Raw genomic sequence first — 24,994 nt, forward strand, 5'->3', positions numbered from 1 at the left:
ATGCTCTGCACGAGGCTGACCAACGCCAACGTCCTCACCATGGACCCGGACCACCCGGTGGCCCGCGACCTCGGCATCTGGCGCGGCAGGATCGTGGGCCTGGACGAGGCCGTCACCTCGCTCCCCGCCCGCGAGGTGGTCGACCTCCAGGGCGCCACCGTGCTCCCCGGCTTCATCGACAGCCATGTCCACCTGGCGTGGACCGGCCTCAAGGCGGGCTTCCCCAGCCTCGCCGGCGCCACCGGGGTGGAGGACGCCCTCGCCGTCGTGGCGGACGCCGTGGCGGGCGCGGGCGCCCCCGGCGGCTGGGTGGAGATCGGCGGATACGACCAGCGTGCCCTCGGCCGCCATCTGACCGCCGCCGAACTGGACCGGGTCGGCCGCGGCCACCGGATCTTCCTGATGCACACCTCCGGCCACGCGTGCGTGGTCAGCTCCGCCGTGCTCGACCTGCTCCCGGCCGGCGTCCCGCACGAGGACGGCCTCCTCGTGGAGAGCGCCATGGGCGCCGTACGGCGGCTGCGCATGCCGTACTCCCAGCGCGAACTGGCCGACGCCGTCGAGCTGGCCGCGCGCGGCTGCCTCGCCGAGGGCATCACGGCGTGCGCGGAGGCGGGCATCGGCGGGGGACTGCTGGGCCACAGCCCGGTGGAGCTGGGCGCCTACCAACTGCTGCGCGACGAGGGCCGGCTGCCGCTGCGGGTCCAGCTCATGCCGGGCGCCGACACCCTGAAGTCCGCAGGCGCCCATGAGGACGACGGCATCCCCCGGGCGCTCGACCTGGGCCTGCGCACCGGGTTCGGCGACGACTGGCTGTCGGTCGGCGCACTCAAGATCTACACCGACGGCGGGATGATGGCCCGCACGGCCGCGCTCTCCTCCCCGTACGAAGGCATGAGCGGCAGCGGGCAGTTGCAGGACGACCCGGACGTCCTGGCCGGGCTGATCGTGGACGGCCACCTGGCCGGCTGGCAGCTCGCGGTGCACGCCATCGGCGACCGCGCCGCCGACCTCGCGCTCGACGCGCTGGAGCGGGCGCAGGAGCTGCGGCCCCGCCCCGGGGCGCGCCACCGGATCGAGCACGCCGGGCTGGTCCGCCCCGACCAGCTGCCGCGCTTCGCCCGGCTCGGGCTGAGCGCGGTCGTCCAGCCCGGCTTCCTGCGGTACTTCGGCGACGACTACGCCACCGTGATGGGCGAGCGGCGGGCCCCGTGGATGTACCGGGGGAGGGGCTTCCTCGACCACGGCGTCACGCTCGTCGGCAGCTCCGACCGGCCGGTCGCGGACGGATCCCCGCTGCGGGCCATCCAGTTCATGGTGGAGCGCGCCTCGCTCTCCGGCCGGCCGATCGGCCCGGAGGAGGCCATCACCGTCGACGAGGCCCTGCGCGCCTACACGGTGGCCGGGGCGTACGCCTGCCGGTGGGACGACAGCGCCGGCAGCATCACCGCCGGCAAGCGCGCCGACCTGGTGGTCCTCGGCGACGATCCGCGGCGCGTGGAGACGTCGGCGATCGGGGACATCGAGGTCGTCACCACCTATGTCGACGGCCGGGACAGCCGGGAGGCGTGGAAGCGGTGACACGCGCCTGTTTGGCCAAAAGCTTTAGGTAAGGCTAGCCTTAGTTCCACGCTTTCACCGGGGTACGCGGCGACCGGGCCACCCTCTCCCGCGGTGGAACCGAGGAAGGAACGCCTTGATCACGGCCCCGCCGCGCCCCGTCCCCCCGCCGTGCGCGCCGCACCCGCTCCCCCCGCTGTTCCTGCGGCTCGCCGGCCCGGGGGACGCCGGCGCCCTCGCCGCGCTCTCCGAGCCGTTCGTCCGCTCCGGGGCGCTGCGCGAGCGGCCGTTCGGCGTGTACGCCCGCCGCGCCGCCGACTTCCTGGTGGCCGAGGCGGCCGACGGCTCGCTGGACGCCTGCGTCGCCCTGCGCGTCCACCCCGGGGCGGCGAGCGGCACGGGCGCCTCCGGGGTCCTGTACAACTTCTGTGTGGCCCGGCACCGGCAGGGCACCGGGCTGGGCGCCCGGCTGCTGGAGGCCGCGCTGGCCCGGGCCCGGGCCCAGTCGCTGACGGCGCTGTTCACGGCGACGACCGGCAGCGGGCGGCTGTTCCTGCGGTACGGCTTCGCCCCGTCCCGGCCGGGCCTCGCGCCCGCGGAGTGGGCCCGGTCCCTGGACCCCCGGCGGGGCGCCCGCGTCCTCGCCCGCGAGCTGTAGCCGCTCCGCACCGAGGAGGGGCGGGCCCCGGACGCCCTGGTCCGGGACCCGCCCCTCTCCCGTGGCGTACGCGCCGTCAGCAGGCGTCCAGGATGCCCGGAAGCGCCGCCACCAGCTCCTTCGCCTGCACCTCGGTGACCGTCAGCGCCGGGGCCAGCCGGAGCACCGAGGGCCCCGCCGCGTTCACCAGGAACCCCGCCTCCCGGGCGGCGTCCACCGCCCGCGCGGCCACCGGCCCGGTGAGGACGACGCCCAGCAGCAGCCCGGCGCCCCGGACTTCGCGCACCAGCGGATGGCCCAGGGCCTCGATCCCGTACCGCAGCAGGCGTCCCACGCGTACCGTGTGCGCGAGCAGCTCCTCGGCCTCGATCGTCTCCAGCACCGCGAGCCCCGCCGCGCACGCCACCGGGTTGCCCCCGAAGGTCGAGCCGTGGTCGCCCGGGCCCAGCAGGGCGGCGGCCGGGCCGAAGGCCACCGCGGCCCCGATCGGCAGCCCGCCGCCCAGCCCCTTCGCCAGGGTCACCACGTCCGGGTCCACCCCGTCCGCCGCCTGGTGGGCGAACCAGTGGCCGGTGCGGCCGATCCCGGTCTGCACCTCGTCCAGGACGAGCAGGCACCCGGCGTCCCGGGTGATCTCGCGGGCCGCCCGCAGATACCCCTCGGGCGCGGGAACGACCCCCGCCTCGCCCTGTACGGGCTCCACCACGAAGGCGGCCGTGTCCTCGGTGACCGCCGCCCGCAGCGCCGCCACGTCCCCGTACGGAACGTGCGTCACCCCGCCGGGCAGCGGCAGGAACGGGTCGCGCTTCGGGGGCTGCCCGGTCAGCGCCAGCGCCCCCATCGTCCGCCCGTGGAAGCCGCCCTCGGTCGCCACGATCCCCGGCCGGCCGGTCCGGCGGGCGATCTTGAAGGCGGCCTCGGCCGCCTCCGCGCCGGAGTTGGCGAAGAAGACCCGGCCCGGCCGGCCCAGCAGCCCGAGCAGCCGCTCCGCCAGGGCGACGGCCGGCTCCGAGACGAACAGGTTCGACACATGACCGAGCCGCCCGGCCTGGGCGCTCACCGCCGCCACCACCGCCGGGTGCGCGTGGCCGAGGGTGTTGACCGCGATCCCGCCGGTGAAGTCCGTGTGGACGCGGCCCGCCTCGTCCCAGACCCTGCTGCCCTCGCCCCGGACCAGGGCCAGCGGGGGAGTGCCGTACGTGTCCATCATGACCGCGCGCCAGCGGTCGGTGAGCGTCCCGCCCGGGCCCCCGGGCGTGGTGCCGCCGCCGGTCACGCGCCGGCCTCCTCGTGCGCGGAGGAGGCCACCCCGGCGGCGGGCCGGGCGTCCGGGAGGATCGTGGTGCCCGGGCTCTTCGCGGTGAGGACGCCGCCCAGCACCGCGTGCGGGACGCGGCCGTCCAGCACGTGCGCCCGGCCGACCCCGGCGCGTACGGCACGCAGGCAGCCCTCCATCTTGGGCAGCATCCCGCTCGCCAGGTCCGGCAGCAGCTCGCCCAGCTCCGAGGCCGTCATGCTCTCGATCAGCCGGGTGCTGTGCGGCCAGTCCGCGTACAGCCCCTCGACGTCGGTGAGCATCACCAGCCGTTCGGCGCCGAGGGCGACGGCCAGCGCCGAGGCGGCCAGGTCGGCGTTGACGTTGTAGACCTGCCCGTCCGTACCGCGCGCTATCGGCGACACCACCGGGATGCGCCCCTGGTCCAGCAGGGCCCGGACGGTGTCGGCGTCCACCGACACGATGTCGCCCACCAGGCCGATGTCGACCGGCCGGCCGTCCACGTACGCCGGGCGGCGCACGGCCGTCATGGTGTGCGCGTCCTCGCCGGACAGGCCGACGGCGAACGGCCCGTGGGCGTTGATCGCACCGACCAGCTCCCGCTGCACCCGCCCCGTCAGCACCATCCGGACCACGTCCATGGTCTCCGGGGTGGTCACCCGCAGACCCGCCTCGAAGCGGACCTCCAGGTCGAGCCGGTCGAGCATCGCGCTGATCTGCGGCCCGCCGCCGTGCACCACGACCGGGAGCAGCCCGGCGTGCCACAGCTCCACCACGTCCTGCGCGAACGACCGCTGCAGCGCCTCGTCCACCATGGCGTGGCCGCCGAACTTGACGACGACGATCCGGCCCTGGAGCTCCTCCAGCCAGGGCAGGTCGCCGGCGGGCGACGCGTCCCCGCCGGTGAGCGACTCGCCGTCCGTACCGGGCCGTGCGAGGTCGGCTCGCATCCGGGTCACCACTCCGCTCATGAGCTGTAGGCGCTGTTCTCGTGGACGTACTCGGCCGTGAGGTCGTTGGTCCAGACGACCGCCGACTCCCCGCCCGAGCGCAGATCGACCGTGACGGTGATCTCGCGGCCGGACAGGTCGACCTTGTCGCGGGACTCCCCGGCGGCGCCGTTGCGGCACACCCAGACGCCGTTGATGGCCACGTCCAGCCGGTCGGGGTCGAAGAGGGCGTCCGTGGTGCCGATCGCCGACAGCACCCGGCCCCAGTTGGGATCCTCGCCGTGCAGCGCGCACTTGAGAAGATTGTTCCGGGCCACCGACCGGCCCACGGTCACCGCGTCCCGCTCCGAGGCCGCGCCGACGACCGCGACCTCGATCTCCTTGGAGGCGCCCTCGGCGTCCGCGACGAGCTGCCGCGCGAGGTCCAGGCACACGGCGTGCACCGCCTCGGTGAACTCCGCCGCCTCCGGGACCGTGCCCGAGGCGCCCGAGGCGAGCAGCAGCACGGTGTCGTTGGTGGACATGCAGCCGTCCGAGTCCACCCGGTCGAAGGTGGTGCGCACGGCCTCGCGGAGAGCGGAGTCCAGCAGCGGGGCGTCCGCGTCGGCGTCGGTGGTGAGGACCACCAGCATGGTGGCGAGACCGGGCGCCAGCATCCCGGCGCCCTTGGCCATGCCGCCGACCGTCCAGCCGGACCGGGTCGCCACGGCGGTCTTGTGCACCGAGTCCGTCGTCTTGATCGCCACGGCCGCGTCCTCGCCGCCGCGGGGCGACAGGGCGGCCGCGGCGGCGTCGATGCCGGCGGTGACCCGGTCGATGGGCAGCAGGACGCCGATGAGGCCGGTCGAGCACACCGCGACCTCGTCCGGGGCGGCCCCGACGGCCGCCGCGGCGCGCTCCGCCATCAGGCGGGTGTCACCGGCCCCGGTGGGGCCCGTACAGGCGTTGGCGCCACCGGAGTTGAGGACGACGGCGGCCAGCCGGCCGTCGTCGAGCACCCGGCGCGACCAGCGGACGGGCGCGGCCTGGACGCGGTTGGAGGTGAAGACGCCGGCGGCGGCCCGGGACGGGCCCCGGTTCACCACCAGGGCCAGGTCGGGTGCGCCGGATTCCTTGATGCCGGCGGCCACACCGCAGGCGAGGAACCCCTGGGCGGCGGTCACGGTCACGGAGCCACTCCATTCGTGGGCAGGCCCAGCCGTTCCGGCAGGCCGAGGGCGACATTCATGCTCTGCACCGCGCCACCCGCGGTGCCCTTGGTGAGGTTGTCGATCGCGCTCACGCTGACGAGGCGGCGGGCCGCCGGGTCCACGGCGATCTGCACCTGCGCGGTGTTGGAGCCGAGGACCGCCGCGGTGGACGGCCACTGGCCGGGCGGCAGCAGCCGGACGAAGGGCTCGCCGTCGTACGCGGCCTCGAACGCCTCCCGCACCGCGTCCTCCCGCCCGTCGTACGCGACGTGCGGGCGCAGCCGGGCGGAGCAGGTGGCGAGGATGCCGCGCGGCATGGGCGCGAGGGTCGGGGTGAAGGACACGGTGACCCGCTCCCGCGCCACCCGGGAGAGGTTCTGCGTCAGTTCGGGGGTGTGCCGGTGGCCGCCGCCGACTCCGTACGGGCTCATGGAGCCCATCACCTCGGAGCCCAGCAGATGGGGCCCGGCCGCCCGCCCGGCGCCGGACGTCCCGCTGGCCGCGACGACCACGGCCTCGGGCTCCACCAGGCGGGCCGCGAAGGCGGGGAAGAGCGCCAGGGTGACCGCGGTGGGGTAGCAGCCGGGCACCGCGATCCGGCGCGCGCCCTTCAACTCCGCGCGTGCGCCCGGCAGTTCCGGCAGCCCGTACGGCCAGGTGCCGCTGTGCGGCGAGCCGTAGAACCGCTCCCAGTCGGCCGGGTCGCGGAGGCGGAAGTCGGCGCCGCAGTCCACCACGAGGGTGTCCGGGTCCAGTTCGGCGGCGAGGGCCCCCGACTGGCCGTGCGGGAGGGCGAGGAAGACCACGTCGTGACCGCGCAGGGTGCCCGGGGAGGTCTCCTCCAGCACCCGGTCGGCCGGCCCGGCCAGGTGGGGCTGGACCTCCCCGAGCGTGCGGCCGGCGCTGCTGTGCGCGGTCACCGCACCGATCTCCACGCCGGGGTGCGACGTCAGCAGGCGCAGGATCTCCCCGCCGGCGTAGCCGCTCGCTCCGGCTACCGCGACCCGTACGGTCATGTCTTTCCGTTCTCCTGGGGTGTGGGGATCAGGCGTCGCGGACGACCCGGCCGAGCAGCAGGGTGCGCAGCAGGGTGTCGGTCGTGCAGACCACACCGCTGCGCGCGGCCCAGCGCAGGGCCATGGCGTGCTCCTCGGCGGAGAAGTCGGCGACGGCGTCGGCGACGACGAAGGGCTGGATGTCGTTCATGAAGGCGTCCGCGGCGGTCAGCAGGACGCCGAGGTGGGCGTACACCCCGCAGACGATCAGCTGGTCGCGGCCCTGGGAGCGCAGCAGCCGGCCGAGGTGGCTGCGGAGGAAGGCGTTGGGACGGGAGTTGGGCAGCAGGTGCTCGCCGGGGCGGGGGGCGAGGTCGTCGACGATGGCCGCGTCGCGCGGCTCGTCGCCGATGCCGGGCCCCCAGACGTCGGCGACCAGGCCGCGCCGGGCGGGCGGCTGGGCCGCGGGCTCGGCGCTGAAGACCACCGGGATGCCGAGCCTTCCGGCCAGTTCGCGCAAGGTCGCGATGTTCTCGACCAGTTCCACGACGGGCGACCGGCCGGCCGGGAAGGCGCGCACGAAGTGGTTCTGCATGTCGTGCACGAGCAGGGCGGCGCGCCCCGGGTCGACGGTCCACGAGGCGCACGAGGGGGGCAGGGCGGCGGGGGCGGGCATCGGGTACGGCTCGATGACCGGCAAGCTCATGGCTGACCCCTCCCTGATGACCGGGCCCGGATCACGCGCCCGTTGAGACTTAACTTAGCCTAACCTAACTTACGGGGCCCGGGTGCCCGGCGCAGGGTGCGCGCCGCCCGGGTGCCCGCCGCCGGGCCGCTGGTCCGCGCACGCTGGGCCCCCGGTGTACCCGGTGCACGCCGGGCCTCCTGTCCGCGCCGCGGCCCGATGCCCGCCGCCGGGCCTCCTGTACGGCTCAGGCCGCGCGCCAGTACCCCAGGGCGTGCAACCGCTCCTTGGGCAGGCCCAGTTGGCGGCGGGCGAAGGAGGCGAGGGAGCGGGTGGTCGCCGTGTCGCAGGCGATCCACAGGTAGGCGCCGTCGTCCAGCAGCTCGGGAAGCGCCTGCCGAACCGTTTCCGCAAGCAGCGCCCCGCCGTCCTGGCGCGGCACCGGTACCACCGTCCGGTGCGGGCCGCCGCGCGGGAAGTGGGCCTTGTCCGCGGGGTGGGACGTCTCGAACCACACGGTCGCCGGGGTGTCCGGCAGCGCGTCCAGCAGCGAGTCGACGGCGGGGCGCGAGGCCGGATCGCCCACCACCAGGAGCCGCGCGGGCGGCGGGTCGGGCAGCGTGAAGTCCGAGCCCTGGACCGTCGCCTCGATGGTGTCACCGGGCCGGGCGGCGCGCGCCCAGTCGCTGGCGCACCCCTCGTGCAGGACGAAGTCCATGGTGAACGTCCCGGCGGAGGCGTCCGGTTCGACGAGCGTGTAGCCGCGCTGGTGCGGCCGGCCGGCGTTGTCGAACCAGAGCCGCACCCACATGGTGGGGTGGACGCCGGTCGCGCGGAGCAGGCCCCCGTCGCTGAACGTCAGCCGGTGCAACCGGTCCGACAGCCGCTCGTTGGACCGCACGGTGAGCGTGAAGTCCTTGCCGCGCATGAGCTTGAGAACGGCACCCTGCCAGCCGTGTCCCATGGATCCCCCTGAAGTCGTCGGAGCGGGTCAGTGGTGGCTGTGGTGCCGGTGGCCGCACTCGCGGTGGGTCGTCAGCAGCTGCCGGACCCGCTCCCCGGCCTCGGCGGCGTCGCGCGCGGGCGCCGGGAAGAGCAGGCGCAGGTCGCAGTGGCCGGTGGCGTACTCGCAGCGCAGGGTGAGGGCGTGCCGGTCCAGGGCGTACGGGACGGCGCGCACCATGCCCTCGGGCAGGCGCGGCCCGGCGAGCGCGAGCAGCTCGTCCACCAGCTCGCCGTGCGCGTCGGCGAGATGGGTCAGCATGGCGGCCTCCTCCCCGGCGAGCGGGTCGGGCTCGGCGAGGGTGACCTCGTCCGGGGCGACCTCCACGGTGCCGCCCGCGGTGGACAGCGTCACACGGGCGGGCGTGAACACCAGCCCGCCGCCCCTGCCGGGCGCGAGCCACCCGGACAGGGCCACCCGCGCCCGCACCCGCGACCGCACCGGGGTCGGCGCGATGTCGGTGAACTCCAGCAGCGCCGCCACACTCCCGTGCGGCGCCCCGGCGACCTCCAGCGCCAGCGGGCTGTCCTCGGCCGCCCGCAGCCCGATCCGCCCGCCGGTGCCCATCTCGTGCATGTCGAGCAGGTCGTATTCCCGCGCCCCGGTGGTCAGGGACAGCGAGGCCGCCCGCTCCACCACGGTCCGCACCCGCTCCGCGGCGGACGGCTCGGGCAGGACGTGAGCGATGGTGTCGTCGGTGCTCAACGGGACTCCCAGCGGTACGGGTCGGATCGGCGGACCGCGCATGGTGGCGGCGCGAGATCCCTCCGGCGACAACGACACCCCTGCGGGTTGAGGTAAGGCTAACCTTACCTTCGAGGAAATGGATACCGGGGCAGCGGCACCCGAGCGTGACTCACATCACGTGGGCCGGGATGCCCCCCTGAGCCGCAGAACGCGCGCCGCGGGTGGCACCTCGTGCGCGCCGCCACCGCACGGCTGGTGCCGCCCGTGGATCCGGTGGTACGGACCGTCCGGAGGCGTGACATCGTGGATCACGTCATGGAACAGCGCACCGCCGCGGGCGTGGAGGAGTTGGCCGACGCCGTCGCCGAGACTGCCTGCTTGCTTGCCGACGTACAAGGAGGCAGGTGGACCGACGCGGCCGTCGAGGACGTCATCACCGCCCTGGAGACGCTGACCGAGGCCCTGGCCGAGGCGCCGCACATGGACGCCCACGCGACCCTCCACTTGTTCGCCGTCCGGGGCACGCTCAGCCGCCTGCGGGACCACCTCGACGGCCCGGAACAACTGCCGCCCGCACCGGCCGCTGTGCGTCCCGCGCCCTCGGGCACGTCCGGGCGCCGAGGGCTCGGCCCGGGCTGGCGAGGCATGACCGTCGCGAACCCCCGCAGGTAGGCCGACTGCGGAGTGCCGCCCGGGTGTGGTCCCGTAAACCATCCGCCATCCCGGCGTCACCCGGCCGAGACTGACGGATCGACGCCGTCGGACAGGACCGGACGACTGCTCGCCGCGTGAGACCGCGCGCGAGCGGACGCCGCCCGCCGCGCCCCGCTGGACGTCCCCCTGTCGGCCCGCGCCGCCCGTCTCTACCTCGACGGCAACGCCCGCGCCGCGCTGCTGTCCGTGGTCCACACTCCGGCCAGGGAGGACATCGCCCTCCCCGAGGTCGGTCCACTCCAGGTCACCGGGTACGCGGACGATCCGGACGGTGCCGCCGGCCTCGCCGTGCTCGCACCGCCCCGCCCCCGGGCCGCCGCTGCCGCCGTCGGGGTGATCCACGTTCCGGCCGACCACCCGGCCGAGGTCCGCTCTTCTTCCGCGGGTCTCCGGGCATTCACCGGCCGCCTCGATACTCCAACCACCAGCGCCTTCACGAGCCCCCTGCCCTGCCGGACCCCCCCCGCATGTGGCACGAGCAGTACCCGACCCCAACTCCCGCGCGCGGACCGCACCCGAGCGCACCCCGTGAGCCCGCCCCGCGTACCCCCACGCGCGGGCCGCACCGCGACGGCCCTCCCCACCCGAACGGAGAACGGCACCCCATGCTCTCGACACCCCAGGCGACGGCCACCACCGCCACCCCCACCTATGTGACCTCCGTCGCGGACACCCAGGAGCAGATCCGGGCCGCGCAGCGCCTGCGGTACCGGGTGTTCGCCGAGGAGATGGGCGCCCGTCTCGACACGCCCCTCGCCGGGCACGACGTCGACTCCTTCGACGACCTGGCCGACCACCTGATCGTCACCGACACCACCACCGGCGACATCGTCGGCACCTACCGCCTCCTGCCGCCCGGGCGCACCGGGGTGTCGTACTCGGACACCGAGTTCGACCTGCGCGGACTCGCCTCCGCGCGGTCCTCGATGATCGAGGCCGGCCGGTCCTGCGTGCACCCCGACCACCGCACCGGCGCCGTCATCAACCTGATGTGGGCCGGCCTGGCGCGGTACGTCCTGCTGTCCGGCAACCGCTACCTCGCCGGCTGCGCCTCCGTACCCCTGGGCGACGGCGGCCGCGCCGCGTCCCACACCTGGCTCCTCGGCACCACCAGGCACGCGGCGCCCCCCGGGTACCGGGTCCACCCCCGCACACCGTGGACGCCCCACGTCCTCGGCGACGGCACGCCCGACCCCGCCCTGCTGCCCCCGCTGCTCCGCGGCTACCTGCGCCTCGGCGCGTGGATGTGCGGCGCCCCCGCGCACGACCCGCTGTTCGACGTCGCCGACTTCTTCGTCCTGCTCGACATGGACCGGCTCAACGACCGCTACCGCCGGTACTTCCTCGGGGAGACCCGGTGAGCCCCTGGGCGGTGGCCCCCGGCTGCACCCCGGCCTGTGTCACCGCCACGGCGCCCCGCGTCCCCGCCACCGAGGCGGCCCGCCGCTGCGCGGCCCTGGCCCGTACCGTCGCCCGGAGCGCGGCGCTGGGGGAGCGGCTCACCGAACCCGCCGTGCTGCGCGGCGAGGCGCGGGCCGTGCTCCGCGCACTCGACGTCCGCACCGACCCGCCGGGGCGGGGCGGGCCGCTCGCGCTGCCCGGCCCCACCGGCACCCTGGTCGTCGCCAACCACATCTCCTGGCTGGACGTGGTCGTCCTCCTCGCGGCCGAGCCCATGGTCCTGCTCGCCAAGCGCGAGGTCGCGGCCTGGCCGGTCGTCGGCGCACTGGCGCGCCGGATCGGCACCCGCTTCATCGACCGGGACGGGATACGTCATCTGCCGCTGGTCGTACGGGAGTTGGCGGCCGTGCTGCGTTCGGGCCGGTCCGTGGTGGTGTTCCCCCAGGCCACCACCTGGTGCACCGTCCCGGGCGGCACCTTCCGCCGGGCCACCTTCCAGGCGGCGGTCGACGCGGGCGCACCGGTCCGCCCCGTCACCCTCGACTACCTCCAGCGCGGCGCCCCCAGCACGGTCGCGGCCTTCCTCGGCGACGAGGGCTTCGGCACCTCCCTGCACCGGGTCGCCCGGGCCGAGGGCCTGTACGCCAGGATCACCGCGCACCCGCCGCTGACCGGCACGGACCGCCGCACCCTGGCCGCCGAGGCCCAGCGGTCGGTGCGCCGGGCGGAGTCACCCGTCCACGCGTGAGACGCCCCGACCCGGCACACCGGCCTGACGCACCGTCATGTCCCGTTGCCCCGGCCGTTCGGAGCGGCGGCCCGGCATCAGCGCGTGCAGCGCCCACTCCAGCGGCCCGCGCCTCAGCGGCGTACCGCGGAAGACGTACGCCCACAGTGCGCACGCCACCAGCGACACCCCGCAGAAGGCGCCCAGCGCCGGCCAGCCGTGCTGGGGCTGGAGCTCCGCGCGGGCGACGACGTGCACGGCGTACACCGACAGGCCCATCGTGCCGACGACGGCCAGCGGGCGCAGCAGCCGCCCGGCGGTGACGCTCCGGCAGACCACCACGGCCAGCCCCAGCAGCAGCAGGCCCGCCCCCGTGTTGGCGACCGTCTCCAGCGGCGTCTGGCTGTACGGCCCGTCGACCAGCAGCCACGCCCACGAGGTGCTGGGGATCGCCCCCGCCTGCCGGTTGAGCACGGCCTGTACGGGGTCGGGGGCGCCGAGCGCGTACGGGTGGCTGCCCGCGATCGCCCTCAGCAGCGTCGCCCGTCCGCCGCCCGGCCCCAGGGCCAGGGCCGACAGGCCGTGCCCGGCGAGCAGCAGCAGGGCGCCGGTGCCGAGCAGCCACCGCCCGGCGCCCCGCCGCCGCAGGTCCAGCAGCCGGCCCAGGGCCATGCCGACGACGACGTACGGGAAGTAGGTGAGCCACGGGTAGGCGCCCGACAGCAGCAGGGTGTCCAGCGCGCCGGTGAACCCGGGCCAACTGGTGACGGCCTCGAAGCCGGGGTAGCGGCCCCGGCCGGCCACCCGGTAGCCGAACACCGGCCCCAGCACGTACGACAGGAGCGGCCCGAGGACCACCGACGCCGCGGCGACCGCGGTCAGCGCGCGTGTCCCGAGGCGGGCCAGCGGCTCGGCCGCCAGGAAGTACAGCGCGAAGAACGTGAGGATCACCGCGATCCCCGACCGCAGTTCGGTCAGCGCCAGCCCGAGCAGCGCGAGCACCGCGCACCGGACGAGCGTGCCGCGCAGCGCACCGGCCGGGGCGGGACGCGGCCGGGTGCCGCCCCGCGAGAGCGTCAGCGACAGCCCCGCGATCAGCGTGAAGATCGCCGGCGCCCGCCCGTCGAACGCCACCAGCAGATGGCCCGCCCCCTCCGGCTTCGCGGGCGGGCCGATGTGCGCGGCGAACATCGCGAACACGGCGACGGCCCGCGCCACGTCCACGCTGATCAGCCGTCCGCCCGGCCGGGGCGGGCCGGAGGGTGCCTCGGGCCGTGCCGCCTTCGCCGTGGATATGTCCGTCACGTACCGATCCGCCCCCGTGGTCTTCGTCCCCTTGTCCCTCCCTTTGTATACGCATGGGCCGGGCCGCCCCCCGGCGGGGCCACCCACGGACTCCGCGACCGGACCCGGCGTCAGTCCGCCGCCGCGCCGCCCTCCAGCGCGTGCCCCAGTCCCGGCGCGACCGGCAGCTCCACCTGGCCCGTGCCCGGTGTGGCCGCGAACGGCGCGGGCGCCAGCGGCTCCTCCTCCACCAGCAGCGGCCCCACCAGGTCCGGCGGGACAGTGGCGTGCGGCAGCGCGGCCGACAGGTGCGCGGCGGCCAGCGTCGCCACCCCCAGCTCCGGCATCGTGCCGATCTTCACCGCGAGCCCCGCCGTCTCCGCCAGCGCGGCGATCTGGCGTGCCCGGTACAGCCCGCCCACCTTCAGGATCTTGATGTTCAGCACATCGGCGGCGCCCCGGCGCACCACCTCCAGCGCGTCGTGCGCCGACTGCACCGACTCGTCCGCCATCACCCGCACCGCGCCCCGCGCCCGCAGCACCGCCAGGCCCTCCAGGTCCCAGCGCGGCAGCGGCTGCTCGACCAGGTCCAGCCCGGCGTCCGCGAGACGGTCCACCGTGCGGGCCGCCTCCCCGGGCGCGTACCCCTCGTTGGCGTCCAGCGACAGCTCCACCAGGTCCGGCACCGCCTTGCGCACGGCGGCCACCAGCTCCACGTCGAGCGCCGGATCCTCCCCGCCCTTCAGCTTGATGTGCCCGAACCCGGCCGCCGCGTACCGGGCCGCCTCGTCCACCATCTCGTCGGGGGTGCCCAGCCCCACCACCCAGGTGGTCGGCACCGCCGCCGCCACCGGCCCGCCGCCGAGCATCAGGTGCGCCGGCCACCCGGCGGCGCGCGCCGCCAGGTCGTGCAGCGCCAGGTCCAGGGCCGCCTTCGCCAGGTGCTGGCCCCGGATGGCGGCGTCCATCGCGGCGTGGGCGCCGGCCAGGTCGCGCGGGTCGCGCCCGACGAGCGCGGGTGCGACGTGCTCGGTCAGGGCGGCGCACAGCCCGGCCAGGGTCTCCCCGGTGTACGCGGTCATCGGCGACGCCTCGCCGAAGCCGGACGCCCCGTCGGTGGTCCTCACCTCCACCACCACGCTGACCAGTTCGGGACTGGTGCCGCTGCTGATGACGAACGGACGGCGGTAGCGGGCACGGACGACACGGGTGTGGAACGAGGCGATTCTCACGCAGAAAGCTCCTTGGTTTCGGCCCGGGCCGCAATCCGCGGAACCGGTCAGAGAAGGACCCGGTAGACGATGGGGGGACGTCCGGTCTGCCCCTCCTGGCGGCTGCCGGTCGGTACGGCGACACCCGCCCGCTCCAGGCGCTTGAGGATGCGGCGGGCCGTGCGCTGCTGTACGGACAGGTGCTCGGCGACACGGTGCGCGGTGACGCCCGCGCCCCCGTCGGCGGCGGCCAGCTCCCGCAGCCGGTCGAGGGTCCCGGGGTGCAGGCCGGCCCGGCGGGCCAGCAGCGCGGGGCTCTCCGGGGCCGCCGGGGACTCGGCCCCGGCACCGCCCGCGGGGACGGAGTCGGGGGCGATCACGATGTCCACGTCGTCCGCCATCGACACCGCCCCGGCCGCCGGGCCGGTCGCGCGGGCCCGGTTGACGGCCCGCCGGGCCAGCGCCTCCGCCTCGGCGGCCGTACGCCCCAGGCCGAAGCCCAGGTGCGCCGAGCCGTGCCGGGCGGCGAGACCCTCCAGGAACGGGATGCGGGTGAAGCCCTCCGTCGCCGTCTCCAGCGCCCCGCGCGTCGTCACCACCAGCCGGCGCCCGTCGGGCAGCCCGGCCAGACTGCCGCCGAGCACCCGTATGTCCTCGGCGAGCCGCTCGTCCGCCGCCGCGCCCGGCAGGTCGACGATCCCCAGCACCACCTGCGCGTCACCGCTGTGCCGCCCGGCCGTGTCGAGGACCAGCGCCTGAAGGGTCGCCAGTATCGAGTGGCGCGAGGGCGCGAGGCGCACCGCGTGGGTGTGCTGCTCCAGGACGTGGAAGGCCGAACCGAGGCAGGTGACGGCCACCCGGGTCTTGTGCGCGTCCCGGGCGTCCAGGTGGAAGTCGACGACGTCCTCGGAGGTCAGCCCCGGCCGGTACGGCAGCACCCGCACCCGGTCCGTGGGGAGCTTGGCCTCCGCCATGGTCTCCAGCACCTCGTCGCGGCGCAGCGTGTCGATCGACACGCGCGAGACGTCGTGCCCGAGCCGCAGCAGCTCGACCAGGGCCCGCAGCAGCGTGGCGCCGTTGTAGGGGACGTACATCGCGGGCCGGTCCAGCACCCCGGCCGCCTCCGCCCCGGTGTACGGCACGACGCCGGTGAACAGCAGGGCGTCCGCCCGGGACCCGGCGCCGGTCACCACCCGCGCCGCCTGGTCCTCGTGACGGTACGGCAGCGGCAGCAGCCGCGCCGATCCGGCGCGGTCGCCGACCGCGACCACCTTCTGGACGAGGTCCTCGGGACCTATCACGCCGACCGTGAGCGGCATGGCCCGGTCTCCGTTCTGCGGGGCGGAACTTGCTGGAAGGACGTGCGGGGACGTGCGGGGACGAGCGGGACGTGCGGGGGGAACTTGCCCGGTGACGCCTGATTGACGGCCGTCGACAGGGGTTCTACTTTCGGCCCAGGCCATAATCGCGTGCTGCCGAGAGGATAATCCCCCGATGCCGCAACGGGAAATGCCGCTGCCCACAGTTCTGGATCCCCGGGGAAGGACGTTCGGCGAGGAGGAGCGCGCCGCGGTGCTGCGGGTCCTCGACTCGGGCGTGCTGTGCGGGGCGTTCGGGACGGAGGCCCGGGCGCTGGAGGACGAGATGGCCCGGCTGTACGGGCGCGCCGAGGCCGTCTCGTGCAGCTCCGGCACCGCCGCCCTGCACCTGGCCGTCGCCGCCGCCGGGGTCGGCCCCGGCGACGAGGTCGTCACCACGCCGATCTCCGACTTCGGCACGGTCGCCCCGGTCCTCGCCCAGGGCGGGCGGGTCGTCTTCGCCGACGTGCGCGAGGAGGACGGCAACCTCGACCCCGACGCCGTCGAGGCGGCCGTCACCCCGCGCACCAGAGCGGTGATCGCCGTCCACCTGTTCGGCGCCGCCGCCGACACCGTACGGCTGCGGGAGATCTGCGACCGGCACGGGCTGACGCTCATCGAGGACTGCGCCCAGGCGTGGCTCGGCGAGGACGGCGGCGGCCGGCTCCTCGGCACCGCCGGCGACATCGCCTGCTTCAGCCTCCAGCAGTACAAGCACATCACCGCGGGCGACGGCGGCCTCGCCCTCACCGACGACCCGGACCTCGCCACCCGGATGCGGCTGTTCATGGACAAGGGCTGGGACCGCGCCGAGGGCCGCATCCACCGCACCATGGGCCTCAACTACCGCATGACGGAGCTGGTCGCCGCCGTCGCCCGCGCCCAGCTCACCCGGGTCGCGGACGTCGTCGCCCGCCGCCGCGCCGGTGCGGAGCGGCTCGCGGAGGCGGTGGCCGGCCTGCCCGGAGTGAGCGTCGCCGGACGGTACCCCGGCCACGCCTGGTGGGTCGTGCCGCTCCTGGTGGACGACAACACCCGGTGGGCCGAGGCGCTGGACGGCCTGGGCGTGCCCGCCCTGCCCGGCTACCTGGAGCGCCCGCTGTACGCCAATCCGGCACTGTCCGGGTACCCGCCGGGCCTGTGTCCTCGCGCCGAGCGCCTCATCGACCGTACGTTGCTGGTTCTGCCGTGGAACGAGGGATACCGCGAGGACGACGTGGACCGGATCGCGCAGGCCCTGGGGAAGGTCGCCACATCATGAGCGAGTCACCGCACCGCACGTACGAGTGGCTCCGGCCGGCGCCCGAGGAGCACGTCGGCTGGGACGTCGACGTCCTGTACGGGCCCTGGCCCCGCCACCACCGCGACACCGGCCTGGCCGAGGTCCGTGCCCACCTGCGGCGCTCGCCCGTCGCCGGGGCGCTGGCCCTGTCCACCCGGGGGCCGCTCTTCGACGACGCGGCCGGGAACGCCGAGACCCTCCGCGACCTGGAGGACTGCCCCGAACTGCTGCCCGTGGGCACCGTCGACGTACGCGACGCCCTGACCGCCGAGGACCGGCTGGACGAACTGGCCGCCGCCGGGGTCCGCTTCCTGCGGCTGTTCACCCTCGACCAGGCCGCCGAACCGGGCTTCCCCGGGTACCGGCACGTGGTGGAGCTGGCGATCGACCGCGGCATGGTCCTCCTCCACGACGGCGACCCGCGCCGCTTCGGCCCGCCGCTCACCGACCGGGGCGCCGACGTGATCTTCCTCGACCTGCACGCCTACCTGTTGGCCGACTTCCTGCTGATGGCCCGCCGCGAACCCGGCTTCAAGGCCACCACCCGGATGCTGTCCGGACCCGACTCCATCGAACGGGTCATCGACGCCGTCGGCCCGCGCCACCTGGTCTTCGGCTCCCGCACCCCCTTCATGGACATCTCGCCGCAGACGCTGAAGCTGCGCTACGCCGACATCTCGCCCGACGACCGCGCCGCCATCGCCACCAAGAACGTCGAGGAGCTGCTCGCCTGATGCCGATCATCGATGTGCACGCGCACGTGGGCCGCTGGCAGTTCCACCTGACCACCGGGGACGCGGACACCAACCTCGCCCAGATGGACCGCTACGGCATCGACCTCCAGATCGTCTCCGCCTCCGAGGCCGTCGTCCACGACGCGGTCGCCGGGAACGCCGGGCTCCGCGAGGCCCTCGCCACCCGCCCCCGGCTGTACGGTTACGCCGTCGTCAACCCCAACCGCATCGAGGACAGCGCCGCCGACCTCGCCCGCTGCCTGGACACCGGCCGCTTCGTCGGCGCGAAGATCCACACCCACTACCCGGGCCGGATGCCCGGCACCCGCGAGATGGCGGCGGCCTTCGACGTGGTCGCCGAGGCCGGCGTACCCCTGCTGCTGCACACCTGGGGACGGGAGGTCACCCTCCTGCCCGAACTGGTCGAGGCACGGCCCGGGCTGCGCGTCATCATGGGCCACGCCGGCGGCGACGCCTGGCGCGAGGCGGCCCACGCCGCCGCCGCCTGCGACCGGCTCTACCTGGAGCACTGCCGTACGGCCACCGACGCGGGACGCGTCGCGTACGCCCGCGAGGCCGGAGTCCCGGTCGAGCGGATGCTGTTCGGCACCGACGCCACCCTGATCGACCCCTGTGTGTCCCTCGGCGTCGTCCGGGACGCGCACTTCACGGAGGAAGAGCTGGAACGAGTGCTGTGGCGCAACGCGGCGGAGCTGTTCGGCCTGAAGGTCGGCACGGCGCTGCCACCGGTCGCCTGAGGCGATCCGAACCACCGGACAGGACCACCGGACACCACCCACCGGAGACAGGACCCACCGGAAGAGGAGAGGGACGCATGGAACGCAGGCGACTGCTCAACGCCGGAGCCGGGGCCACCCTGGCGGCAGTGGCGGGAGCGACCATCACCCCCGGCGCGGCACACGCCGCCACGGCACCGCCGGCGCCCGGCGCGGCGCCCTCGGACACCGCGCCCGCCCCGGCCGCCGGCCGCTGCACCGGCAGCCCGATCGTCACCCACGGCGTGGCGTCCCTGACGGCGGCCATCGTCGGCACGACGGTCCTCGGCGACCACGCCTACGTCGTCGCCCGGGGCCAGAATCCCACCCTCGTCGGCGAGATCGACCTGACGACGAGAAGACTCGTCAGAACCTTCCGGCTGGACCGGGGCGACGGCGGCTGGGCCGCCACCGTCTCCGGCGGCCAGGTCTACATCGGCACCTACCCGTTCGCCGACATCCACCGCATCGACCCGGCCACCGGGAGCGTCACCCGCATCGGCACCATCGGCCCCGCCGGCGGCTTCGTCTGGTGCCTCACCACCGCCCCCGACGGCACGGTCTACGCGGGGACCAGCCCGCGCGGCGAGGTCTGGGAGTACAAGCCGGCCACCGGGGCCCTGCGCAACCTGGGCGCCGCCATGGCGGGCGAGCAGTACGTCCGCGCCATCGCCGCCGACGACCGGTACGTCTACGCCGGCACCCTCCCGCGCGGCTTCATCGTCGCGTACGACCGGACCACCGGCGTCCGGCGCACCCTCACCCCCGAGCCGTACGGCGGCGCCTCCGCGCTCCTCGCCCGGGGCGGCCGCGTCTACGGCTCCTTCGGCAAGACCATCCTCGACCTCGCCCCCGACGGCGGCGACGTGCACGCCATCCCCATCCCCGCACCCGAGCGCATCGCCGACGCCATGACGGTCACCGCCGACGGCACCCTCTACTGCGTCGGCCGCCCCTCCGGCACCGTCTACCGCCGCGACGGCGACACCCTCGTCAAGGTCGCCGCCCCGGCCACCGGCGACGAGCACCGCGCCCTCGTCCCGCTGCCGGACGGGAAGATGCTCGGCGCGGTCGGCAGCGGCCGGCTCTGGTGGCTGGACCTCGCCACCGGGAAACCGGAACTGGTCGAGCTGATCGACATCGGCCTGTCCGGGCCCGACCCCGTGCAGTCCATCGCGTACGAGCCGGGCGGCATCGTCCACGTCGGCGGCCACTACTCGCTGACCACCCACCGCCCCTCCGCCGGCACCTCGCAGCGCATCCGGATCCCCGGCGAGCCCAAGACGCTCCGGTCCATCGGCGGCAAGGTGTACGCGGCGATGTACCCGAGCACCGAGTTCCTGGAGATCGACCCCCGCCGGGGCAAGGTCCGCTCCATGGGCTTCATCGACCACGACCAGCAGCGCCCCACCGACATGGCGTACGTCCCCGAACAGGACCTGCTGCTGGTCGCCAGCGCCCCGCCGGCCGGCGGGCTCAAGGGCGCGCTGACCCTGGTGGAGCGCTCCCGCGGCAGGCTCACCGTCCACAAGGACGTCATCACCGACCAGAGCGTGATGTCGGTCGCCCTCGACGACCGGATCGGCCGCCGCACCGCGTACCTCGCCGGGGACACCTGGGGCGGCGGCAGCGTCACCCCCACCCGCCCCAACGCCACCGTCGTCGCCTACGACGTGCGCCGCCGCACCGTGCTGTGGGAGGTCACCCCGGTCGAGGGCAACGCCAGCATCCAGCACATCGAGGTGCACGACGGCATCCTCTACGGCGTCTACAAGCGGCAGGCGGGCTCCTGGTTCGCCATGGACATCGAGACCCGTACCGTCCTGCGTACCGGCAAGCTCCCCAGCTACGGCGAGATCAGTGTGCACTTCGGCCAGGTGTACGCCTCGGTGTTCGGTGGCTCCGTCTACCGGCTCGGCCCGCTCGACGACGGGACCGGCGAGGCGCAGCTGGTCCTCGGCGGCCTGGGCGACGGCTGGTACAACCCGCCGCAGCTGGCCTGGGAGCGGGCCACCTGGCACGCCTGGGGCGTGTCCACGCGCGCCCTCGCCCGGCTGCGGCTCGACCCGCTGTGCCCCTCCGGCACCCCCTCGCGGATCACCGCCCAGTACGAGGCCGTCCTGAAGGGGCTGCTCGCCAACTGACGCGTCGCCGCGCTTGCCTGACGACTCCTCACCAGAGGGCGGGCGCGGCTCCGTCGGTCTCGCCGTTCCTGTCGGTCGTTTCGTTCCTGCCCTGTGCGTCGTGTGCGTCATGTGCGGGAGCGTCCGGTGCGGGGCCCTCCGCCGGGAGCAGCCCCCGCCGGGCGGCGCCGGCGCCGTCGGAGCCGTCCTTCGCCAGCGCCTCCAGGCAGGCCACCACGGCGGCCCGTTCGGAGGCGGGCAGAGCGGGTCCGTACGGGTCGTGCGCGGCCTCCTCCGGAATCAGGCCCTCCCACACCGCCGCCCACAGCATCCGCTGCACGTAACCCTCGATGGGCGCCCGGAACGTGGCCTCCGCGAACCGGTCCAGCCGCCCCGACGCCCGGACGAACCGCCCGTGGTCACCCGTCCGCCACGCCTCCAGCACCGCCACCGTCAGCGGCACCCGCGCGGCGGCGATCCCCACCAGCGCCGTGTCCGCCCCCCACATCAGCGACGGCCCGAACATCCGGTCCTCGCCCGTGATGACCAGCCGCCCCCCGCGCTCCACCGCCCGGATGGCGTCCTGACAGGCCATCGCCCGGTCCAGCGTCGCCAGCTTCATCCCCACCGCCGACGGCGACGCCAGCAGCCGCTCCACCAGCTCCGGCGGATACGGGTAACCCCCCGCCTCCCCGTGCAGGAAGAAGCCCACCACCGGCAGGCCGCTCTCCGCCGCCACCCGTTCGTGCAGCTCCACGGCCGCGTCGTCGTCCCCCGCCAGCCGCGCCAGCGGGTAGACCATCACCGCGTCCGCGCCGCCCTCGGCGGCGGCCACCGCCATCGCCACGGTCGCGTCCACCGCCCCGTCCCGGTCCACGGCCCCGGCCGAGCGCGGCACCCCCGCACCCGCCACCACCGGGCCGGCGACCGCCTCCCGCCACACCGTCAGCACCCGGCGCCGGTCCGCCTCCGACAGATACAGCCCCCGCCCCGTGTGCGCCCACACCGCCACCCCGCCGATCCGCTCGGCGGCGATCCGCTCCGCGTACCGGCCCAGCGCGCCGAGGTCGACCGTCCCGGCCGCGTCCATCGGGGTCGCCACGGCGGGGAGGACGGTGCCGCGCAACCGCCGTACGAGGTCTTCCGTGGCCTGCATGGGCGTGCTCCCGTCTGTCGCGGTCGTCGCCGACACGCTAGCCTTTACGGTCCGGACCGTAAAGGAACGGCCACCGAGGGCAACCGGGGAAAGGGACGGCGCCACGATGCGACTGGGCCTGTACGTCAACCTCTACGCGGACCGCTCCGACCGGCCCCGGCTCGCCGACGCCGTCGAGCAGGTGCGCCTCGCCGAACAGGCCGGTTTCGCCTGGGCCGTCCTCGGCGAACGGCACCTGCACCGCCCCGGTTACCACGAGGCCATCACCTCCCTGGCCTATCTGGCCGCCCACACCGACCGGATCGGCCTCGCCACCGCCGGGCTCATCGCCCCCGTGCACCACCCGGTGGCACTCGCCGAGACCCTCGCCCATGTCGACGTCCTCTCCGGGGGCCGTCTCACCGCCGGATTCGTCCTGGGCTACCGCCCCGAGGAGTTCGCGCTCTACGGCACCCGGCCCCAGGAGCGCGTCTCGCGGTTCGAGGAGTGCCTGGAGCTGGTCACCCGGCTGTGGACCGAGGAGACGGTCACCCACCACGGCCGCCGCTACACCGTCGAGGACGCGTTCTTGTCGCCCCGCCCCGTCCAGCGCCCCCGGCCCCTCATCTGGAACGGCGGCCGGGTCCCGGCCGCCCTGGAGCGCACCGCCTGGGCGTGCGACGGCTGGACGACGTCGTTCAACGAGACCGACGAGGAACTGCCCAAGAAGATCGCCGACTACCGCTCCTACCCGCGCGGCCCGCGCTCCCTGGGCGCCGAGGTCATCGTCTGCCGCGAGGGGTACGCCGCCCCCACCACCGCCGGCGCCCGCGCCGCCCTGGAGGGCCCGCTGCGGGAGCTGTACGACGCGTACGGCGACTGGAAGCGCACCTCCGCCGACGCCGCCCGCTACGCCCAGCCGTGGGACGACATCGTGTCCCGGTCGGTCATCGGGTCGACGGCCGAGTGCGCCGAACGGATCGGCCACTACCAGGAGATGGGCGCCGACGGCATCGTGCTGCGCATCCAGCCGCCCGGGATGCCGCAGGCGGACGCGCTGCGGGCGATCGAGGCGTTCGGCGCGCTGACCGGCTGAGGCGCCGGCGGCAGGTGGGCGGCGCGTGGTGTTGGTGTCGCCTGTGCCGCGCGTGTCGTCTGTGCCGCGTGTGTTGCGTGTGTTGCGTGTGTCGCGCGTGTCGGCTCAGGCGGTTTCCCCGGCTGCGGGGGCCGGGTTCTTCTCGGCGGGGGCCGGCTTCCCGCATGCGGGGGCCGGTTGCCTCGGTCCGGGGGAGTCCGGCCGGCCGGACCACAGCGCCGCGCCCGCCAGCAGGGCCGCCGCTCCGGCCAGCCACGGCAGCGGGCCCGGCGGCAGCGCCCCGGCCACCAGACCGGCCAGCGCCCCGGCCAGCTGGAGGGCCAGCGACTGGAGCGACAGGGCCGTGGCGCGCACCGCGCTGTCCGTCGCGCGGTGGAGCAGGTCGTTCTCGTTGGGCCCGGCGGCGCCCAGGCCCGCGTAGACCAGTGCGTACCCGCACCCGGCGAGCGCGGCGGGCGCGGCCCCGCTCCAGGCGGCCGTCACCCCGAGCAGCAGCAGGCCGGCCCCGCTCACCGCCAGCCCCGCCAGCGCGGCGCGCCCGCTGCCGCCGGCCAGCCGGGCGACGAGCGGCGCGCCGTGGCTGCCGGCCGCCGTGGCCAGGAACCCCACGCAGGCGAGGGCGGCGAACAGCACGGCGCCCGACTCCGGTGCCCCGGTGAAGCGGGCCGCCCGTCCGGGGGCGAGCAGTTCGATGGTGGCGAGCGCGGTCCCGGCGGCGGTCGCCGTCAGCAGCACCCGGCGCACCACCGGCTCCCGGGCGCCCAGCCGCAGCCCGTCGGCGACCGTCGCGGGCACACTCCGCAGCACGGCGCGCGGACCGACGGGCGGGCGGGGCGGTTCCGGCAGGGCGGCCAGGACGGAGACGACGTACCCGGCGCAGACCAGGGCGCCGACGAGGCCGGGCACCGACAGCGGCAGGACGAGCCCGCCGGTGGCGCGGGCCAGGCGGGCGCCGGCGTCGGACCCGAGCCCGAGGAGCAGGGGCAGTGCGCCGCCCGCGAGGGTCCCGGCGGCGAGCGCGACGGCACAGGCGGTACCGGCGCGGGCCAGCCCGGTCCGCACGTCGCCGCCGCCGTCCGGGTGGGCCCGCACGGTGTCGACGTACCACGCCTCGGCGGGCCCGCTGGACAGGGCGCGGCCCGCGCCCAGCAGGACCATCGCGGCGCTCAGCGGCCCGAGGGAGGTGCCGAGCACCAGCAGGACGAGCGCACAGCAGGTGAGCAGGCCCCCGGTGGCCAGCACGGGGCGGCGGCCGACGACGTCGGACAGCCCGCCGGTCGGCAGCTCCAGGACGCACACGGTCACCGAGTACACCGCGTACAGACCGGCGATGACCGGCAGGCTCATCCCGCGCTCCGTCAGGAGCAGCACCTGTGCGGGGAGGTAGAGGCCCACGGGCAGCCAGAGGAGGAAGGTGACGGTGGTGAAGCGGCGGCGGGCGGAGGCGGGGTCGAGGGGCTGCCTCACGGCGTGTCGGCCCCCTCGGCGCGGCCGGGCAGGACCGGGAGGCCGGCGAAGAAGAGCGCGACCTGCCGGGCGCGGGGGTCGCCGTCGTCGCGGGCGGCCAGTTCGCCGACGGCGCGCTCGACCGCCGCGGACAGCTCGGCCAGGGACTCGGGGGTGAGCCGGACCATGAGGTCCATCACGCCGGACGGCTCCAGCCACTCCGGCGCCACCCGCCCGGCGTCCAGGTGGCCCTGGTGCTCGGCGAGGGACCGCGCGAAGTGGTCGGCCTGGGCGCGGTGGACGGTGGCGAGAAAGGCCCGCCCGGACGCGTCGGAGCCGGACATGGCGGCGTTGTTCCAGGTCGTGACGGCGTGTACGGCTCGCCAGCGCCGCTCGCGGCCGTCGCGGTGCTCGGCCTCGGCGATGAAGGCGTACTTCGCCAGCACCCGCAGGTGGTAGCTGGTGGAGGCGGACGACTCGCCGGTACGGGCGGCCAGTTCGCTGGCGGTGGCCGGTCCGTCCTGCCGGAGCAGCCCCAGCAGCCGGATGCGCAGCGGGTGGGTGAGCGCCTTGAGCGCCGCGGCGTCCTCCTGGGGGTCGAGGACACGGCTGCCGGTGGCGTCGGGAACGGCTTCTTCGCTCATGGCGGTGAGGTTAGGGCCGCGGGCCCCTTTCGCCAAGAGATTTTTGCAAAAAGAGTTTG

The 24,994-nt window shown here is 75.5% G+C and carries 23 protein-coding genes; 10 read left to right on the forward strand and 13 right to left on the reverse strand.

The annotated features are described in order from the left end of the window. The gene (locus ACF08D_RS01150; RefSeq protein WP_392220323.1) at window positions 1-1,581 is read left to right on the forward strand and encodes an amidohydrolase; all 1,581 of its coding nucleotides are present in this window, start codon (window positions 1-3) and stop codon (window positions 1,579-1,581) included. A gap of 115 nt (window positions 1,582-1,696) precedes the next feature. Next, window positions 1,697-2,218: a GNAT family N-acetyltransferase gene (locus ACF08D_RS01155; protein ID WP_392220325.1), complete on the forward strand. Its 522-nt coding sequence runs from the start codon at window positions 1,697-1,699 to the stop codon at window positions 2,216-2,218. 76 nt (window positions 2,219-2,294) lie between these two features. Here the strand turns inward: ACF08D_RS01155 and ACF08D_RS01160 are convergent, their stop codons facing one another. The 7 genes from ACF08D_RS01160 to ACF08D_RS01190 form a co-directional block, all read right to left on the reverse strand. After that, window positions 2,295-3,428, reverse strand: a complete 1,134-nt coding sequence (locus ACF08D_RS01160; protein ID WP_392221176.1) for an acetylornithine transaminase — start codon at window positions 3,426-3,428, stop codon at window positions 2,295-2,297. Window positions 3,429-3,490: 62 nt separating this feature from the next. Further along, window positions 3,491-4,444 (reverse strand): acetylglutamate kinase, encoded by a 954-nt coding sequence (argB, locus tag ACF08D_RS01165; RefSeq protein WP_392220326.1) that lies wholly within the window; start codon window positions 4,442-4,444, stop codon window positions 3,491-3,493. A 17-nt stretch (window positions 4,445-4,461) separates the two neighbouring features. Continuing rightward, window positions 4,462-5,613 carry a bifunctional glutamate N-acetyltransferase/amino-acid acetyltransferase ArgJ gene (argJ, locus tag ACF08D_RS01170; protein WP_392220328.1) on the reverse strand — a complete coding sequence of 384 codons (1,152 nt, stop codon included), beginning with the start codon at window positions 5,611-5,613 and terminating at the stop codon, window positions 4,462-4,464. Then, a complete protein-coding gene (gene argC, locus ACF08D_RS01175; protein ID WP_392220330.1) occupies window positions 5,610-6,650 on the reverse strand; it encodes an N-acetyl-gamma-glutamyl-phosphate reductase in 1,041 nt (346 codons plus the stop codon). Before argC ends, argJ begins: the two co-directional genes overlap by 4 nt. A gap of 28 nt (window positions 6,651-6,678) precedes the next feature. Then, window positions 6,679-7,335 carry an isochorismatase family protein gene (locus ACF08D_RS01180; protein WP_392220331.1) on the reverse strand — a complete coding sequence of 219 codons (657 nt, stop codon included), beginning with the start codon at window positions 7,333-7,335 and terminating at the stop codon, window positions 6,679-6,681. A gap of 226 nt (window positions 7,336-7,561) precedes the next feature. Then, window positions 7,562-8,278: a siderophore-interacting protein gene (locus tag ACF08D_RS01185; RefSeq protein WP_392220333.1), complete on the reverse strand. Its 717-nt coding sequence runs from the start codon at window positions 8,276-8,278 to the stop codon at window positions 7,562-7,564. A gap of 27 nt (window positions 8,279-8,305) precedes the next feature. Then, window positions 8,306-9,022 carry a DUF2470 domain-containing protein gene (locus ACF08D_RS01190; RefSeq protein WP_392220334.1) on the reverse strand — a complete coding sequence of 239 codons (717 nt, stop codon included), beginning with the start codon at window positions 9,020-9,022 and terminating at the stop codon, window positions 8,306-8,308. A gap of 297 nt (window positions 9,023-9,319) precedes the next feature. On the opposite strand from ACF08D_RS01190, the gene ACF08D_RS01195 reads away from it, so the two are divergent. From ACF08D_RS01195 to ACF08D_RS01205, 3 genes are all read left to right on the forward strand, one after another. After that, complete coding sequence (locus tag ACF08D_RS01195) at window positions 9,320-9,676, forward strand: hypothetical protein (RefSeq protein ID WP_392220336.1); 357 nt, start codon at window positions 9,320-9,322, stop codon at window positions 9,674-9,676. 647 nt (window positions 9,677-10,323) lie between these two features. After that, complete coding sequence (locus ACF08D_RS01200) at window positions 10,324-11,079, forward strand: GNAT family N-acetyltransferase (RefSeq protein ID WP_392220337.1); 756 nt, start codon at window positions 10,324-10,326, stop codon at window positions 11,077-11,079. Beyond that, a complete protein-coding gene (locus ACF08D_RS01205) occupies window positions 11,076-11,867 on the forward strand; it encodes a lysophospholipid acyltransferase family protein (protein ID WP_392220338.1) in 792 nt (263 codons plus the stop codon). Before ACF08D_RS01200 ends, ACF08D_RS01205 begins: the two co-directional genes overlap by 4 nt. Here ACF08D_RS01205 and ACF08D_RS01210 read toward each other — a convergent pair. From ACF08D_RS01210 to ACF08D_RS01220, 3 genes are all read right to left on the reverse strand, one after another. After that, complete coding sequence (locus ACF08D_RS01210) at window positions 11,850-13,151, reverse strand: heparan-alpha-glucosaminide N-acetyltransferase domain-containing protein (protein ID WP_392220340.1); 1,302 nt, start codon at window positions 13,149-13,151, stop codon at window positions 11,850-11,852. The two genes, ACF08D_RS01205 and ACF08D_RS01210, sit on opposite strands and share 18 nt — an antisense overlap. 110 nt (window positions 13,152-13,261) lie before the next feature. Further along, window positions 13,262-14,362, reverse strand: a complete 1,101-nt coding sequence (locus tag ACF08D_RS01215; RefSeq protein WP_392220341.1) for a mandelate racemase/muconate lactonizing enzyme family protein — start codon at window positions 14,360-14,362, stop codon at window positions 13,262-13,264. 47 nt (window positions 14,363-14,409) lie between these two features. After that, the gene (locus tag ACF08D_RS01220) at window positions 14,410-15,660 is read right to left on the reverse strand and encodes a hypothetical protein (protein WP_392220343.1); all 1,251 of its coding nucleotides are present in this window, start codon (window positions 15,658-15,660) and stop codon (window positions 14,410-14,412) included. 175 nt (window positions 15,661-15,835) lie between these two features. On the opposite strand from ACF08D_RS01220, the gene ACF08D_RS01225 reads away from it, so the two are divergent. The 4 genes from ACF08D_RS01225 to ACF08D_RS01240 all read left to right on the forward strand — a co-directional run bounded on the left by ACF08D_RS01225 (window position 15,836) and on the right by ACF08D_RS01240 (window position 20,635). Beyond that, complete coding sequence (locus tag ACF08D_RS01225; protein ID WP_392220344.1) at window positions 15,836-16,960, forward strand: DegT/DnrJ/EryC1/StrS family aminotransferase; 1,125 nt, start codon at window positions 15,836-15,838, stop codon at window positions 16,958-16,960. Then, complete coding sequence (locus ACF08D_RS01230; RefSeq protein ID WP_392220346.1) at window positions 16,957-17,715, forward strand: hypothetical protein; 759 nt, start codon at window positions 16,957-16,959, stop codon at window positions 17,713-17,715. Before ACF08D_RS01225 ends, ACF08D_RS01230 begins: the two co-directional genes overlap by 4 nt. Then, on the forward strand, window positions 17,715-18,473 hold the full coding sequence (locus ACF08D_RS01235) for an amidohydrolase family protein (RefSeq protein ID WP_392220347.1): 759 nt from the start codon (window positions 17,715-17,717) through the stop codon (window positions 18,471-18,473). The genes ACF08D_RS01230 and ACF08D_RS01235 overlap by 1 nt, the downstream gene beginning before the upstream one ends. A gap of 77 nt (window positions 18,474-18,550) precedes the next feature. Next, window positions 18,551-20,635: a hypothetical protein gene (locus tag ACF08D_RS01240; RefSeq protein ID WP_392220349.1), complete on the forward strand. Its 2,085-nt coding sequence runs from the start codon at window positions 18,551-18,553 to the stop codon at window positions 20,633-20,635. A gap of 28 nt (window positions 20,636-20,663) precedes the next feature. Here ACF08D_RS01240 and ACF08D_RS01245 read toward each other — a convergent pair whose 3' ends face one another. Next, window positions 20,664-21,770 (reverse strand): dihydrodipicolinate synthase family protein, encoded by a 1,107-nt coding sequence (locus ACF08D_RS01245; protein ID WP_392220351.1) that lies wholly within the window; start codon window positions 21,768-21,770, stop codon window positions 20,664-20,666. Window positions 21,771-21,876: 106 nt separating this feature from the next. Here ACF08D_RS01245 and ACF08D_RS01250 point away from each other — a divergent pair, with 106 nt between their 5' ends. Continuing rightward, window positions 21,877-22,845, forward strand: a complete 969-nt coding sequence (locus ACF08D_RS01250) for an LLM class flavin-dependent oxidoreductase (protein WP_392220352.1) — start codon at window positions 21,877-21,879, stop codon at window positions 22,843-22,845. 105 nt (window positions 22,846-22,950) lie between these two features. Here the strand turns inward: ACF08D_RS01250 and ACF08D_RS01255 are convergent, their stop codons facing one another. Together ACF08D_RS01255 and ACF08D_RS01260 are read right to left on the reverse strand one after the other, a co-directional pair. Further along, window positions 22,951-24,312 carry an MFS transporter gene (locus ACF08D_RS01255; protein WP_392220354.1) on the reverse strand — a complete coding sequence of 454 codons (1,362 nt, stop codon included), beginning with the start codon at window positions 24,310-24,312 and terminating at the stop codon, window positions 22,951-22,953. After that, window positions 24,309-24,935, reverse strand: coding sequence for an ArsR/SmtB family transcription factor (locus tag ACF08D_RS01260; protein ID WP_392220355.1), 627 nt, complete (start codon window positions 24,933-24,935; stop codon window positions 24,309-24,311). The genes ACF08D_RS01255 and ACF08D_RS01260 overlap by 4 nt, the downstream gene beginning before the upstream one ends. Between the last annotated feature and the right edge of the window lie 59 nt (window positions 24,936-24,994).

The sequence above is a fragment of the Streptomyces sp. NPDC015131 genome (assembly GCF_043079975.1).
GTDB lineage: Bacteria > Actinomycetota > Actinomycetes > Streptomycetales > Streptomycetaceae > Streptomyces.

Excerpts from the sequence above, each read along its gene's own strand:
- ACF08D_RS01150 (WP_392220323.1), top strand. The coding sequence starts at position 1 with ATGCTCTGCACGAGGCTGACCAACGCCAACGTCCTCACCATGGACCCG.
- ACF08D_RS01160 (WP_392221176.1), bottom strand. The coding sequence starts at position 3,428 with ATGATGGACACGTACGGCACTCCCCCGCTGGCCCTGGTCCGGGGCGAG.
- argB (WP_392220326.1), bottom strand. The coding sequence starts at position 4,444 with ATGCGAGCCGACCTCGCACGGCCCGGTACGGACGGCGAGTCGCTCACC.
- argC (WP_392220330.1), bottom strand. The coding sequence starts at position 6,650 with ATGACCGTACGGGTCGCGGTAGCCGGAGCGAGCGGCTACGCCGGCGGG.
- ACF08D_RS01180 (WP_392220331.1), bottom strand. The coding sequence starts at position 7,335 with ATGAGCTTGCCGGTCATCGAGCCGTACCCGATGCCCGCCCCCGCCGCC.
- ACF08D_RS01185 (WP_392220333.1), bottom strand. The coding sequence starts at position 8,278 with ATGGGACACGGCTGGCAGGGTGCCGTTCTCAAGCTCATGCGCGGCAAG.
- ACF08D_RS01195 (WP_392220336.1), top strand. The coding sequence starts at position 9,320 with ATGGAACAGCGCACCGCCGCGGGCGTGGAGGAGTTGGCCGACGCCGTC.
- ACF08D_RS01200 (WP_392220337.1), top strand. The coding sequence starts at position 10,324 with ATGCTCTCGACACCCCAGGCGACGGCCACCACCGCCACCCCCACCTAT.
- ACF08D_RS01220 (WP_392220343.1), bottom strand. The coding sequence starts at position 15,660 with ATGCCGCTCACGGTCGGCGTGATAGGTCCCGAGGACCTCGTCCAGAAG.
- ACF08D_RS01225 (WP_392220344.1), top strand. The coding sequence starts at position 15,836 with ATGCCGCAACGGGAAATGCCGCTGCCCACAGTTCTGGATCCCCGGGGA.
- ACF08D_RS01230 (WP_392220346.1), top strand. The coding sequence starts at position 16,957 with ATGAGCGAGTCACCGCACCGCACGTACGAGTGGCTCCGGCCGGCGCCC.
- ACF08D_RS01235 (WP_392220347.1), top strand. The coding sequence starts at position 17,715 with ATGCCGATCATCGATGTGCACGCGCACGTGGGCCGCTGGCAGTTCCAC.
- ACF08D_RS01240 (WP_392220349.1), top strand. The coding sequence starts at position 18,551 with ATGGAACGCAGGCGACTGCTCAACGCCGGAGCCGGGGCCACCCTGGCG.
- ACF08D_RS01245 (WP_392220351.1), bottom strand. The coding sequence starts at position 21,770 with ATGCAGGCCACGGAAGACCTCGTACGGCGGTTGCGCGGCACCGTCCTC.
- ACF08D_RS01250 (WP_392220352.1), top strand. The coding sequence starts at position 21,877 with ATGCGACTGGGCCTGTACGTCAACCTCTACGCGGACCGCTCCGACCGG.
- ACF08D_RS01260 (WP_392220355.1), bottom strand. The coding sequence starts at position 24,935 with ATGAGCGAAGAAGCCGTTCCCGACGCCACCGGCAGCCGTGTCCTCGAC.